Source organism: Halobacillus sp. ABH2_015 (assembly GCF_056158945.1).
This window is the reverse complement of the sequence record NZ_JBSWUG010000002.1, coordinates 3,088,623-3,101,334: the sequence shown is the minus strand read 5'-3', so window position 1 is coordinate 3,101,334 and position 12,712 is coordinate 3,088,623. Positions and strand designations below refer to the sequence as shown.

Annotated in this window: 14 protein-coding genes; all 14 read left to right on the top strand. The window is 49.4% G+C overall.

The features are described 5' to 3' along the window. Window position 1 precedes the first annotated feature (1 nt). Window positions 2-871: a peptide chain release factor N(5)-glutamine methyltransferase gene (prmC, locus tag ACXAD6_RS16175; protein ID WP_474969762.1), complete on the top strand. Its 870-nt coding sequence runs from the start codon at window positions 2-4 to the stop codon at window positions 869-871. 97 nt (window positions 872-968) lie between these two features. Then, window positions 969-1,577 carry a stage II sporulation protein R gene (gene spoIIR, locus ACXAD6_RS16170; RefSeq protein ID WP_474969761.1) on the top strand — a complete coding sequence of 203 codons (609 nt, stop codon included), beginning with the start codon at window positions 969-971 and terminating at the stop codon, window positions 1,575-1,577. A gap of 52 nt (window positions 1,578-1,629) precedes the next feature. After that, window positions 1,630-1,944, top strand: a complete 315-nt coding sequence (locus tag ACXAD6_RS16165; protein WP_474969760.1) for a hypothetical protein — start codon at window positions 1,630-1,632, stop codon at window positions 1,942-1,944. A gap of 223 nt (window positions 1,945-2,167) precedes the next feature. Further along, complete coding sequence (locus tag ACXAD6_RS16160; protein ID WP_474970444.1) at window positions 2,168-3,202, top strand: L-threonylcarbamoyladenylate synthase; 1,035 nt, start codon at window positions 2,168-2,170, stop codon at window positions 3,200-3,202. Window positions 3,203-3,261: 59 nt separating this feature from the next. Beyond that, window positions 3,262-3,798, top strand: a complete 537-nt coding sequence (locus tag ACXAD6_RS16155) for a manganese efflux pump MntP (protein ID WP_474969759.1) — start codon at window positions 3,262-3,264, stop codon at window positions 3,796-3,798. A 72-nt stretch (window positions 3,799-3,870) separates the two neighbouring features. Further along, window positions 3,871-4,479 (top strand): low molecular weight protein arginine phosphatase, encoded by a 609-nt coding sequence (locus ACXAD6_RS16150; RefSeq protein WP_474969758.1) that lies wholly within the window; start codon window positions 3,871-3,873, stop codon window positions 4,477-4,479. 118 nt (window positions 4,480-4,597) lie between these two features. Next, a complete protein-coding gene (gene rpiB / locus ACXAD6_RS16145) occupies window positions 4,598-5,038 on the top strand; it encodes a ribose 5-phosphate isomerase B (protein WP_474969757.1) in 441 nt (146 codons plus the stop codon). A gap of 137 nt (window positions 5,039-5,175) precedes the next feature. Beyond that, the gene (locus ACXAD6_RS16140; protein ID WP_474969756.1) at window positions 5,176-5,745 is read left to right on the top strand and encodes a TIGR01440 family protein; all 570 of its coding nucleotides are present in this window, start codon (window positions 5,176-5,178) and stop codon (window positions 5,743-5,745) included. Between the two features lie 26 nt (window positions 5,746-5,771). Continuing rightward, window positions 5,772-7,028 (top strand): serine hydroxymethyltransferase, encoded by a 1,257-nt coding sequence (gene glyA, locus ACXAD6_RS16135; RefSeq protein WP_474969755.1) that lies wholly within the window; start codon window positions 5,772-5,774, stop codon window positions 7,026-7,028. Window positions 7,029-7,389: 361 nt separating this feature from the next. Further along, on the top strand, window positions 7,390-8,022 hold the full coding sequence (upp, locus tag ACXAD6_RS16130) for a uracil phosphoribosyltransferase (protein WP_027954725.1): 633 nt from the start codon (window positions 7,390-7,392) through the stop codon (window positions 8,020-8,022). A 39-nt stretch (window positions 8,023-8,061) separates the two neighbouring features. Then, window positions 8,062-9,213, top strand: coding sequence for a non-hydrolyzing UDP-N-acetylglucosamine 2-epimerase (gene wecB / locus ACXAD6_RS16125; protein ID WP_474969754.1), 1,152 nt, complete (start codon window positions 8,062-8,064; stop codon window positions 9,211-9,213). Between the two features lie 491 nt (window positions 9,214-9,704). Next, window positions 9,705-11,861: a S8 family serine peptidase gene (locus ACXAD6_RS16120; protein WP_474969753.1), complete on the top strand. Its 2,157-nt coding sequence runs from the start codon at window positions 9,705-9,707 to the stop codon at window positions 11,859-11,861. Between the two features lie 247 nt (window positions 11,862-12,108). Then, window positions 12,109-12,327, top strand: a complete 219-nt coding sequence (locus ACXAD6_RS16115; protein WP_027954728.1) for an AtpZ/AtpI family protein — start codon at window positions 12,109-12,111, stop codon at window positions 12,325-12,327. A gap of 1 nt (window position 12,328) precedes the next feature. Continuing rightward, the gene (locus ACXAD6_RS16110) at window positions 12,329-12,697 is read left to right on the top strand and encodes an ATP synthase subunit I (protein ID WP_027954729.1); all 369 of its coding nucleotides are present in this window, start codon (window positions 12,329-12,331) and stop codon (window positions 12,695-12,697) included. Window positions 12,698-12,712 lie beyond the last annotated feature (15 nt).

The following is a 12,712-nucleotide window of genomic DNA, read 5'->3' as shown; positions in this document are numbered from 1 at the left end:
TATGCAGCCTACTTTTACGACGATTCGGGAAGCCCGCCGCTGGGCTTCTCTTTTTTTGCAGGAGCATGACAGAGAGACCCAGGCCGCGCAGCTTTTACTCGAAGGATATCTGGGATGGAGCTTTTCGAAAATGCTTGCCTATGAAGATGAACCACTGAATGAGGAAGTGAAAAAGAACTTCATCAATGCTGTCCGGGCGCATGCGGAGACCGGAGAGCCCGTTCAGCATCTGCTTGGTTCTGCTTCCTTTTTTGGCCGGGAGTTCCACGTGACGCCGGATGTTCTCATCCCACGCCCGGAAACGGAAGAACTTGTCCTTGGTGTCATGGAATGGGCACGTGCCGAAAAAATAGCATCGCCAAAGATTGTGGATCTTGGAACAGGAAGCGGGATCATTGCCATTACAGCTTCATTGGAAATACCGGGAAGTGATGTGACTGCTGTGGATATTTCCGAGGCAGCCCTGAGAGTGGCAGCGGCCAATGCGCGTCGCCACGAGGTGGATATCCAGTTTTACCAGGGTGATTTCCTATCCCCTGTACAGCATGAACCATTTGATATTCTCATTTCAAACCCTCCTTATATTTCTGAAGAAGAAAAAGCGTTGATGGATGATACCGTTCTTGATTTTGATCCTTCTCTGGCGTTATTTGCAGAAGAAGAAGGCCTGGCCGCCTACAAGCGTATTCTCACTCAGGTCGCGCATGCGGAACAGAAGCCTCTTCTCCTCGCCTTTGAAATTGGATGGCTTCAGGGAGAACAAGTCTTGTCTATGATTGAACAACTGCTGCCCGGCTTCCAGGCCGAGGTCAGAACAGATATCAACGGACGGGACCGGATGGTTTTTGCAAGCCGGAGGAAAACAGAATAAAAATCTGGTTTTTTTAATAGATTCATAGGTCAATGGTTTAAGATATTTCCTCCCTGCCCATACTAGCAACTAGTAAGGGACAGGGAGGAAGAGGACGATGAAAAACAGTGTACTGCTATTATTCAGTTTAATTATTCTTATGACCGTTCTGCCGTGGGGGCAGCGCTCAGAAGCCGGCATAGATTATCAAGTCATCCCGGATGAAGCGATTCGTCTCCGGATTCTTGCAGACAGCAATGACGGGGAGGATCAGCGTATCAAACGGAAGGTGCGCGACCAAGTGAATGCTGAAATTACTGAATGGGTGAAGGACCTCACATCTGTAGAATCCGCCAGGCAGTTAATTGAAGCCCGGCTGCCTGAATTGGAAGTCATCGTTGAAGAGACGTTGAAAGCCGAGGGGGAACGTTCCTCCTATACGGTGGATTACGGGGAAAACGTCCAGTTTCCAACAAAGCTTTACGGGTCTTATATTTATCCAGCCGGAGAGTATGAAGCGGTGTTGATTACGCTTGGAAGAGGGACTGGCGACAACTGGTGGTGTGTGTTGTTTCCTCCTTTATGCTTCCTTGATTTTTCAAACGGCACAAGTGTAGCTGAAGCTGAAGAAACACCTTCGGACAATGAGGAAGATGTGAAGGAAGAGAAGGAAGAAAAAGAAGTGAAGTTTTTCGTTGTAGAGATATGGGAAAGTCTATTTTCCTAGCATAGAATCCACCCCTTTTTTCATAGAGTGAATCAAAGGGGTGGATTCTATCATGTTTATTAAACAAATAGACGATCAAAACTTCCAGTTGGTTAAGGAGAATAAGGTTGTAGGCTCTTTTTGTCTGACGCCTGTGTCCGCCGGTCGGAAAATGGAGAAACTGCATGTGCAGGCTGCGGTGACGCCTGGGACAATCCTGCAGATTTTTGAGCTGATCCAGGTTTATGTGCAAGATAAGAACCTGGGACCGCTTCACGTGGAGAGTCATTCCCAAACGCTGGACCTTCTTTTACAGCATCAGGGTTTCCGTCTGGAGGATGTCGAAAAAAGATTGTGGATATATGAAGGGTCACATGCGAAATTGTGAATAACTAAGGAACTTATTCACAATTGGCCTTTTTGTTGTTGATAACCTGTGCACAGTGGTGGATTTATCTTCCAAGTTACTAACGGATTCTTTGGATATGTGGGTATTTTTGTGGATAACTTGAGGACATCTTGTGAATAATGTCTAAATTTGCGATATATTGTAGAATTCATCATAATATATGTAGATATTTACCTAGAACAAAGGAGTACGGACCATGTGTATGCAAACGAAGATGTGGAAAAGATTGAATCATCCACAAAAAAACGATGAAGCTGTCAAGGAAGCGGCGGAGCTGCTTCTGAATCAGCAGGTGGTAGCTTTTCCGACGGAAACGGTATATGGACTGGGTGCTGATGCAACCAACAAAAAAGCCGTCCAGAAAATTTTTGAAGCCAAAGGACGTCCTTCAGATAATCCTTTGATTGTCCATGTATCGGACCGCGCCCAGGTGGAAAGTCTGGCCGTGGAAATTCCTCCGGTAGCAGCTGAACTTATGGATGCTTTCTGGCCGGGACCGCTCACCTTGATTGTTCAAAGCAATGGATCCGCAGCGGAAAATGTGACGGCTGGATTGTCGACGGTCGCTGTCCGTATGCCGGATCATCCATTGGCCCTGGCTCTTTTGGAGGCGGCCGATACACCGCTGGCCGCTCCGAGTGCCAATCGCTCCGGCCGTCCGAGCCCTACGACCGCTGCCCACGTCTATCAGGATCTGAATGAGCGGATTGCCGGTATCCTTGATGGCGGACCGACAGGAGTCGGTCTGGAATCAACGGTGCTGGATATTACTGCCGGGATTCCGGTCATTTTACGCCCCGGGGGAGTGACGAAGGAAGATTTAGAGACCGTGCTTCCACGCGTTGCCGTGGACCCGGCTTTGGCCGGCAGCGCCGAAGCTCCGAAGTCTCCCGGTATGAAATATAAGCATTATGCACCGGAAGCGCCACTCTGGCTTGTGGAAGGGGACGATTCCTTTTTTGCTGAAACGCTGGCTGCGTGTAAATCCCGTGGAGAACGGATCGGGATTATTGCAAGCCGGGAACTGGCGGATTCCCTGGATCACGACCGTATCATCCGCTGTGGATCCCGCCGCCGCCTTTCAGAAGTGGCGGAAGGTTTGTATGGTGCTCTTCGTGAATTCAAGGAAGCAGATGTTGATGTTATTTTGTGCGAATCCTTCCCTGAAACCGGGGTGGGTGCTGCTGTGATGAACCGTTTGAATAAAGCTGCTGAGAAAAAGGTCAAAGACCAATGACATAGCTCCCCCTCCCCGCGCATACGATGATACAGCATGTCCGGGGAGGGGGTTTTTCGTTGGAACAATTATCTTCACTGCTGCTGCTTTCCATCGCTTTGGGGCTGGATGCTTTCTCTGTGTCGTTAGGAATAGGGATGCAGGCGGTGCGTATGAGATATGTCCTGCTGACAGGGATCGCCATCGGGCTTTTTCATATTTTCATGCCTGGACTGGGAATGCTTCTCGGACAGTGGTTGTCTGCCGGCGCGAGCGAGTGGGCTGAAATGGCTGGAGGCTTTATGCTGTTCGGTCTTGGTGCCTACACTGTGTTTGCCTCGTTTACGGAAAAACACGCGGTCTCCTATCGTCTCAGCGGGGTCGGTTTCTGGCTGTTTGCATTAAGTGTTAGTATCGACAGCTTTCCTGTGGGCTTCAGTCTGGGGCTGCGGGAGGCGGATGTGGTGATGACGATTGCCTCTTTCGGCCTGTTCAGTATGCTGTTGACGTGGACGGGCTTTCTTATAGGAAGAAGGGCTGGAGCTTTCCTGGGGATTTACAGCGAGCTCCTGGGAGGCAGTATCCTGTGTGCCCTCGGCCTCTATGCTATATTTTGAGCATTCTTTCAGGAAGAGAATCCTCTGTGATATGATGGAATAAAACGGATTCTATATGAGGAGAAATTGGAAATGAATATCTTATTTGTATGTACAGGTAATACATGCCGAAGTCCGATGGCAGAAGCGCTTCTCAAATCAAAATACGATCAGGACAAGGTGCGTTCTGCCGGTATTTTTGCCGGAAAAGGAGAACCGCTCGCGGAAAACTCCAGCCTCGTTCTACGTGAAATCGACCTGTCACTGAACCATCAGACAAGCCCCGTTTCAGCTGAAACCCTTGAATGGGCAGACCTTGTTCTGACAATGACAGACCGCCATAAGCAGACGCTTGCAATTCAGTATCCTGACCATCAGGAGAAGTTCTTCACCCTGAAGGAGTACGTGCTCATTGATGAGAATCAGTGGGGGGAATTGAAGGAACTGTACAGCCATTTTGAAGAAAAGCGGACAAGCCTGCTCGCCAAATACCATCACCTCAATGATGAAGAACTCGAATCCAGACTCCGTGAAGAGCTGGACGATGAAATCAGCCGGATTGAACGGTTGGAAAAACAGCTCCCGGATGTGAATATTACGGATCCGTTCGGAGGAAGCCTGAATGTCTATCGGAGGACCAGGGATGAACTCAGCCGGCACATCGATGTTCTCGTGGACAAGCTGAAGGATGAGCAGTCATAAAAAACGGACCCCTTCGGGGGGCGTGTGTACATAAGGATTTCCCTTCTTTCTATTCATTGACAGTCCTATAGGAAACTGGCACGATATAGTGGAATGTAGAAGAGGGGAGTGTGCGTAAATGAAAGTCATTCTTGCCTCCGATCACGGCGGTGTGAATTTGCGTAGAGAAGTAGCAGAGGTCCTGACAGAACTGGACGTGGCGTTTGAGGATGCCGGATGTGATTGTGAAGGATCGGTGGATTATCCGGATTATGCGATACCGGCAGCGGAGCGCGTAGCAGCCGGTGAATTTGATAAAGCCATTTTAATCTGCGGGACGGGTATCGGGATGTCCATTTCCGCAAACAAAGTGAAAGGTATCCGAGCTGCCCTGGTGCATGATTTATTTACGGCAAAGGTCACACGTGAACATAATGACTCTAATGTCCTGTGCATGGGAGAGCGCGTCATCGGACCCGGCCTGGCGAGGGAAATTGCCAGAACGTGGGTATCTACAGATTTCGAGGCTGGTCGTCACGAAAGACGTGTAAGTAAGATTGCCGAATATGAAAATAAGTAATACAATGGGATATAGAAATGCGGAGGTCTTACAGCTTTCGCTGCGATAAAAAGGAGGAGCAGAATCAGCTTCTCCTTTTTTATCATAAAGCCTGTGTTACCGGTGTTCCGGGTACTTAACAAAGGAGGTGCGGGGAAATGGCGCAATGGAATCATGTGGAGAATGATATGAAGCAGCTGATAGATGAACTGCTTGAATCCGATATTCTGCAGAAGGGATTGTTTGTAGTCGGTTGTTCGACCAGTGAAATTGCCGGGGAACGTATCGGCACATCCGGCAGCGAGGCGATCGCTGAATCTGTTTTTCATGCTTTGCTGAGCATTCAGTCTGTCGACGGTGTCGACCTGGCTTTTCAATGTTGTGAACATTTGAACAGGGCTCTGGTGGTGGAACGCTCCGTGCTTGAGCGTGAACGGCTGCAGGAAGTAGCGGCTGTTCCTGTTCCGGAGGCGGGAGGATCGATGGCTTCCTATGCCTTTAAGCATTTGAAGGATCCAGTCCTTGTTGAAGCTGTACAGGCAGCGGGAGGTCTCGATATCGGAGACACGCTGATCGGCATGCATTTGAAGCGGGTGGCTGTTCCTGTCCGATTGAAGCAGAAAACAGTGGGGCATGCCCATATGACAGCAGCTAAAACCCGTCCTCCGCTCATCGGGGGAGCACGGGCGGTGTATGAAAGGGATACAGAAGGATCGTTTTGTGACTAAGAGCCATGAAAGGGGAACGAAATACGATGAATCATGTAAAAACAGCAGATGCAGAAATCTTTGCCGCGATGGAGAATGAAAGACAACGCCAACAGGATAATATTGAGCTGATTGCCTCTGAAAACTTTGTTTCTGAAGCCGTAATGGAAGCCATGGGTTCTGTACTCACCAACAAATATGCAGAAGGGTACCCAGGGCGCCGGTACTACGGCGGCTGTGAGCACGTAGACGTCGTGGAAAATCTTGCGCGCGATCGTGCCAAGGAATTGTTTGGAGCGGAGCACGTAAACGTACAGCCTCACTCCGGAGCCCAGGCAAATATGGCTGTTTACTTTACAGTATTGGACCACGGCGATACTGTACTCGGCATGAACCTCAGCCATGGCGGTCACTTAACACACGGCAGTCCAGTGAACTTCAGTGGGAAACTGTACAACTTTGAGGAGTACGGCGTTGATGAAAACGATCAGAAAATTGATTATGACGCTGTGCTCGCGAAAGCCAAAGAAGTGCAGCCGAAGCTGATTGTTGCGGGTGCCAGTGCCTATCCGAGAGAAATCGATTTTGCAAAATTCCGGGAGATTGCTGATGAAGTGGGTGCCTACCTGATGGTGGATATGGCTCACATTGCAGGACTTGTAGCATCCGGCCTTCATCCAAACCCTGTCCCTCATGCCCAGTTTGTAACAACAACGACCCACAAGACACTCCGTGGTCCTCGTGGTGGAATGATCCTCTGTGAAAAAGAGTTTGCGAAGAAAATTGATAAGAACGTCTTCCCTGGTATGCAGGGCGGCCCGCTTATGCACATCATCGCAGCGAAGGCGGTCTCCTTTAAAGAAGCGCTGCAGCCTGAATTCAAACAGTATTCCCGCCAGGTGATCGCTAATGCGAAGCATCTTGGAGAGGCTCTTGTAAATAAAGGAGTGGATATTGTTTCCGGCGGAACGGACAATCATCTGCTGTTACTGGACTTAAGAAGCAAGGAGTTAACCGGGAAAGTCGTTGAGAAATCCTTGGACGCCATCGGACTGACAACGAACAAAAATGCCATTCCGTTTGACCCCGAGAGTCCTTTCGTTACGAGCGGCATCCGGATCGGGACAGCTGCCGTTACAAGCCGCGGCTTCCAGGAAGCGGAAATGGAAGAAATCGCAGATCTGATTGCCTTCACGCTTGACCACCATGAAGACGAAGAGAAAATGAAAGAAGCAGAGAAGCGCGTTCGTGCTCTTACTTCCCGCTTCCCTCTATACCAGACGTTAAATTATTCATCCATCTGACACAAAAAGCCTTCCAATATAGAGTTGTCCATTAGTCGTGTGAAGGGCCACTTTCCGCATATCGATGGATGAATGCCGCGGGCATCGCCGCCGATAAGCTCCTCGTCTGCGGAAAGGGAAGGGGCTTTCGCTCCTGGCGGCAAGAAAGAAAAAAGCTTATAAAGAAAGAGCTGCCTGTACACAGGGAGCTCTTTCTTTATGGATTCTTTTCCTTTTCCATCCATCTGTGAATGATTCTTTTCTGCTGTTCATGAAGGAAATTAACATTTTGTAAGGAAATCGAAATGAAATCCGGGTTGCAGGAGAGAGGCTTTTTCAGTACAATTTAAAGGATGTAAATTTTGAGAAGGAGTGAATGGCAATGGCAAACGTTTATGTACTGGATCACCCTTTGATTCAACATAAGTTGACCTACATACGTAAAAAAGAGACGGGGACGAAAGACTTTCGTGAGCTCGTGGATGAAGTAGCTGCTCTTATGGCTTTTGAAATCACGCGTGATCTTCCATTGGAAGAAGTGGAAATCGATACGCCTGTCGTGGAACAGGCCAGAGCGAAAGTGCTGACAGGGAAGAAAATCGGCCTTGTTCCTATTTTACGTGCAGGCTTGGGTATGGTGGATGGAATTATACAACTGATTCCAGCTGCGAAAATCGGTCACGTTGGACTTTATCGTGATCCTGAGACGCTGAAGCCGGTGGAGTATTATGTCAAACTTCCAAGTGATATCGAAGAACGTGAACTGATTGTCATCGATCCGATGCTGGCCACAGGCGGATCTGCCAATGAAGCAATCCACTCCTTGAAGAAACGTGGAGCACGCCAAATCCGCCTGATGTGCCTTGTAGCGGCGCCTGAAGGTGTAGAAGCTGTTCAGGCAGAGCACCCGGATGTTGATATCTACCTGGCAGCCCTTGATGAAAAACTGAATGAAAAAGGCTATATTGTCCCTGGTCTCGGAGATGCCGGTGACCGCCTATATGGCACTAAGTAAACGTACGGCTACTATTCCTCAACAGAAGGAGGCAGCACCATGGCAGAGCGAATTAAAGTAATGACCATTTTTGGTACGAGGCCGGAAGCCATCAAAATGGCTCCGCTTGTATTGGAATTGAAAAAACGCAGTGACCAGTTTGAGCCGATTGTAACAGTCACCGCTCAGCACCGTGAAATGCTGGATCAGGTGCTCACGATTTTTGATATCACTCCTGATTTTGATCTGGATATTATGAAAGATCGACAGACACTGGCCCAGGTAACGACGAGGGCGCTGGAAGGTCTGGACAACGTCATGAAGGAGACGAAGCCGGATGTTGTTTTGGTGCACGGAGATACGACCACGACATTCGCTGCTTCCCTTGCGGCCTATTACAACCAGATTCCTGTCGGGCACGTGGAGGCTGGACTCCGCACGTGGAATAAGTACTCTCCGTTCCCGGAAGAAATGAACAGGCAGCTGACAGGGGTCATGGCAGATCTTCATTTTGCTCCGACGAACAAGTCCAGGGATAACCTGATCGCTGAGAATAAATCAGAGGACCATATTTTCGTAACCGGAAATACGGCCATCGATGCCCTGCAGACGACTGTCCGGGATGATTATCAATCGGCTGTACTGGATGAAGTGGGTTCCAAGCGTCTTGTGTTAATGACGGCGCACCGCAGGGAAAACCTCGGTAACAATATGGAACAGATGTTCAGAGCGATTAAGCGCCTCGTTCAGGAACACGACGATATTGAAGTTGTCTATCCAGTTCACCTGAATCCAGTGGTTAAAGAAACGGCGGACAGCATTCTTGGTAATGATGACCGGATTAAATTGATCGATCCACTCGACGTCATCGACTTTCATAACTTTGCTTCCCGTGCGCATTTGATTCTGACTGATTCCGGCGGCGTGCAGGAAGAGGCACCGTCTCTCGGTGTACCTGTCCTTGTTCTGCGTGATACGACCGAACGTCCAGAGGGGATTGAAGCAGGTACGTTAAAACTCGCCGGGACAGATGAAGACCACATTTTCCACCTTGCTCATGAGCTTCTATCTGAGGATGAGAAGCATGAACAGATGGCGAAGGCGTCCAACCCTTATGGAGATGGACAAGCATCTGCGCGTATTGCAGAAGCCATCCAATATTATTTCGGCCGCAGGCAGGAAAAGCCGGCAGCTTTTGAAATTGACGAATAAAAAGGAAGCTGAGCTCATTCGAGCTCAGCTTTCAGTCTGTAGAAAAAGTTCATCATAACCAGTTAGAGTTGTCCGTATGTCATGTTGAGAGGGCACGTTCCGCTTATCGGTGGATGCTTGCCGCGGGCACGGCCTCAGCTAACTTGGTCAAGAAAACCATGGGACCAAGTGGATCTTCGGCTCGCGCTGTTCCCGCAGGCGTCACCACCGAACGCTCCTCGTGCCGATGCCTGTGGGGAGACAGCTTTATCCTATGATAAAAGAGAACGTTGAGCGTAGCTCCTTCGCTATTGCAAAAGAACAGTACAGCCTGCGTTACAGCTGCTTGCGTGGGAAAGATCCTATCCATAACCAATTATTGGTGATCGATCCTTTGGAGTCACTAGAAAAAAGGTTTCTCTAAAAGCTGAGCTCATTCGAGCTCAGCTTTTTTTATGGAAGTATAATCGTTCTCTACTGGCAGAAGCTATCCTAAAAAGGAGCGCACCGTTATGAAACTTTTGGTTCCCATAATATCTGTCTTTCTGATGGTTTCAGGCTTTCGTGCTCCCGAGCCGGATGAAGAGGTCACCATCATCATAGAAGTGGAACAGCCTGTGGCAGAGTTTGTTGATGAGCTGGAGCGGAGGTTTCCGAGGCTTGAAGTGGTCGCCCGATATGACACGCTGTTGAATGCCGCAGCCGTGAAGGGCCGGGTGAATGAACTTGAACAAGCAGCGAGGATGGAAACGGTCAGGAATCAGCACGCTGTTACCCAGTATCAGGCCCTCGCCACAGATGAAATCCCCTACTCCACACACACGCTCCGTAACGAGATGCAGACTTCCTATACAGGGAAGGGCGTGAAAGTGGGGGTGATTGATACCGGTGTGGACTACACCCACCCTGATTTAACGAAAAATTATCAGGGAGGCTGCGACACCGTGGACTTTGATGATGATCCAATGGAAACAGAAGGAGAGGGTGCGACGATCCACGGCACGCATGTTGCCGGAGTCATTGCTGCGGATGGGGAGATGAAGGGGATGGCCCCTGATGCTGATCTGTATGCGTATCGAGCACTCGGTCCAGGGGGGATGGGGACATCGGTCCAGGTCATCGCCGCACTGGAAGAAGCTGTGGAAGATGGCATGGACGTCATCAACCTTTCACTGGGGAATGATGTGAACGGGCCGGATTGGCCAACGACGCATGCTGTCAACAAAGCCGTGGAAATGGGAGCTGTCGTAGTAGCTGCCGCAGGGAATTCAGGTCCGGATGCGTGGACAGTCGGTTCACCGGCCACTTCCAGCCTTGCCGTAACCGTCGGGGCCTCCTCTATGAAAACGAAAGTCCCAGCCCTGAAGATCCCTGGTGAAAAAGAGCGCATACACATCCAGACACTTTCAGGCTCTGTTCCCTGGTCGTTGGAAAAAAAGTACCCGGTCGTTTTTGCAGGGACAGGGGAGACAGAGGTTTCTGATGCCCGCGGGCATATCGTCTTGTTTGAGCGTGGAGGGCTGCCTTTTTTCGAAAAAGCCTTAAAGGCGTATCAAGCGGGAGCGGAGGCTGTGCTCATCTACAATCATGAAGAGGGTTCATTCAGTGGCGGGCTGAATGGAAGCAGGATTCCAATTCCGGCAGCCTCGCTGACGAAGAAGGAAGGGCTGTGGCTGAAGGAAAAGGCCGTCGAGCAGAATCAATGGGTCGAAACCGTCATGCTTGCGGAGGATGAGCAGGTGGCGCCATTCAGTTCACGGGGACCTGTCACAACAAACTGGGAGGTCAAACCTGATCTCCTGGCACCCGGTGTAGCCGTGTGGAGTACAGTCCCGGGCGGCTACACACCCCTGCAGGGCACGAGTATGGCTGCCCCGCACATTGCCGGTGCGGCGGCCTTGTTGAAAGAAGCACATCCGGACTGGACGCCGAAAGAGATCAAAAGTGCGTTGGTTAGTACAGCGGATGTGATGGAGGGAAAAGGAGAGACATTTCTCCCGACGGAACAGGGAGCCGGGGTATTCAATATGACGGAAGCTCTTCAACCACCCCTTCTTTTTCATCAGGAGGACATGGTTATTGGAAAAGTTGAGGGACGGCTGGAGCGGAAAAACCTTGCATTAACCTTGGAAAACCGAACTGACGAATCCGTAGAGGTCCGGTTTCAACAACCGGAAAGAAAACAGGGGGAGACATGGGAACTGCCACTGCCGTTCCGCCTTGAAGGAAATGAAACAAAGGAAGTAAGCATAGGACTTGGGTTGAATGGATCCTTCCTGGACGAGGGTGTGCAGGAAGGGTACGTGTCCTTTCAAGCAGGCGGTGTGTCTTACAATGTTCCTTATATGTACGTGAATCAGAAATCGACCTATGAATGGGTTTCCGGATTTGAGTTCACCCAAAGGTGGCCGGCTGGGGAAAAGGCCGACTACCGTTTTCACCTTTCGGATCCTGTGGATAGTATTGTTATTGACCTGTATCGTGCGGGGACGATGATGTGGACAGCCACCCTCGTGGAGCTGGAGGAACAGGAAGCCGGCATGGTGGAAGGTGAAGTCTCTGTCCGTAATCAGGAACTGGCAGGGATGTATACAGCAGTGGTGGAAATTGTGCATGGAAGGGAGAAGGCCAGCTATGCCTTTCCAGTATATATAGAAGGGAACCGATAAAAAAGCACCACAGAACGAGGTTCTGTGGTGCTTATCCGTGGCCTTGGAATCATGGTTATTTATATGCAGGAAGATTGTGTCACAATTGTGACGGAAATGTGATCGAACGGTGTCAATCCTTTGTATTTTTAATCACAAACACATTGACATGAAACCACCCCTATTGTATTCTTACATAGTGTGGAATGATAAGGTTTTCATAGGTGACTTGCAGATGCCATCCTGAAAGTGGAAGGGAAGGAAATGATTGAAAAAATACGACCCTCCTTTTAAAGCGATGGCGCTGACCAGCAGTATCCTTTCCCAGCTTGCAGGCGGTCCGCTCGCAGGTGTTTTTTTAGGGAAATGGGTGGACAGTCACTATTCCACTGAACCCACATTCTTAATCATTGGATTATTCCTTGGGTTAGGTGCAGGTACATATGGAACCATTCATTTAGTACGGACGTATACGGGAGACGATTAACATGCAAGGATATCATCAGATGATTACCCGTCAGCGAAAATGGATGTTCTACCTTCTGGCATTATTTGTACTTGGTTGGGGGATTACCCCTTGGCAGCCAATTTTTCTTGGACTTCTGCTTGGAAGTGCATTGAGCTACTACAACCTCTGGCTCATGCAGAGAAAGATCCGCAAATTAGGAGAAGCTTCCTCAGACAACCGCTCCGTAAGAGGGATTGGCACATTTACGCGACTGGCTTCCGGCGCTTTAGCTGCAGTCATCGCCCTTCAATATGAAGAATATTTCCATTTAATTTCTGTAGTTCTGGGCTTAATGACAGCCTACATTGTCATTTTGATAGATTATCTGTTCAATAAATCAACAGTATAGCATGATGGAAGGCAG

Bases quoted from the DNA above. Each gene is read 5' to 3' on its own strand.
- wecB (WP_474969754.1), top strand. From the start codon at position 8,062: ATGGCAGAGCGAATTAAAGTAATGACCATTTTTGGTACGAGGCCGGAA.
- upp (WP_027954725.1), top strand. From the start codon at position 7,390: ATGGCAAACGTTTATGTACTGGATCACCCTTTGATTCAACATAAGTTG.
- ACXAD6_RS16120 (WP_474969753.1), top strand. From the start codon at position 9,705: ATGAAACTTTTGGTTCCCATAATATCTGTCTTTCTGATGGTTTCAGGC.
- ACXAD6_RS16150 (WP_474969758.1), top strand. From the start codon at position 3,871: ATGAATATCTTATTTGTATGTACAGGTAATACATGCCGAAGTCCGATG.
- ACXAD6_RS16110 (WP_027954729.1), top strand. From the start codon at position 12,329: ATGCAAGGATATCATCAGATGATTACCCGTCAGCGAAAATGGATGTTC.
- prmC (WP_474969762.1), top strand. From the start codon at position 2: ATGCAGCCTACTTTTACGACGATTCGGGAAGCCCGCCGCTGGGCTTCT.
- rpiB (WP_474969757.1), top strand. From the start codon at position 4,598: ATGAAAGTCATTCTTGCCTCCGATCACGGCGGTGTGAATTTGCGTAGA.
- spoIIR (WP_474969761.1), top strand. From the start codon at position 969: ATGAAAAACAGTGTACTGCTATTATTCAGTTTAATTATTCTTATGACC.
- ACXAD6_RS16165 (WP_474969760.1), top strand. From the start codon at position 1,630: ATGTTTATTAAACAAATAGACGATCAAAACTTCCAGTTGGTTAAGGAG.
- ACXAD6_RS16160 (WP_474970444.1), top strand. From the start codon at position 2,168: ATGCAAACGAAGATGTGGAAAAGATTGAATCATCCACAAAAAAACGAT.
- ACXAD6_RS16140 (WP_474969756.1), top strand. From the start codon at position 5,176: ATGGCGCAATGGAATCATGTGGAGAATGATATGAAGCAGCTGATAGAT.
- glyA (WP_474969755.1), top strand. From the start codon at position 5,772: ATGAATCATGTAAAAACAGCAGATGCAGAAATCTTTGCCGCGATGGAG.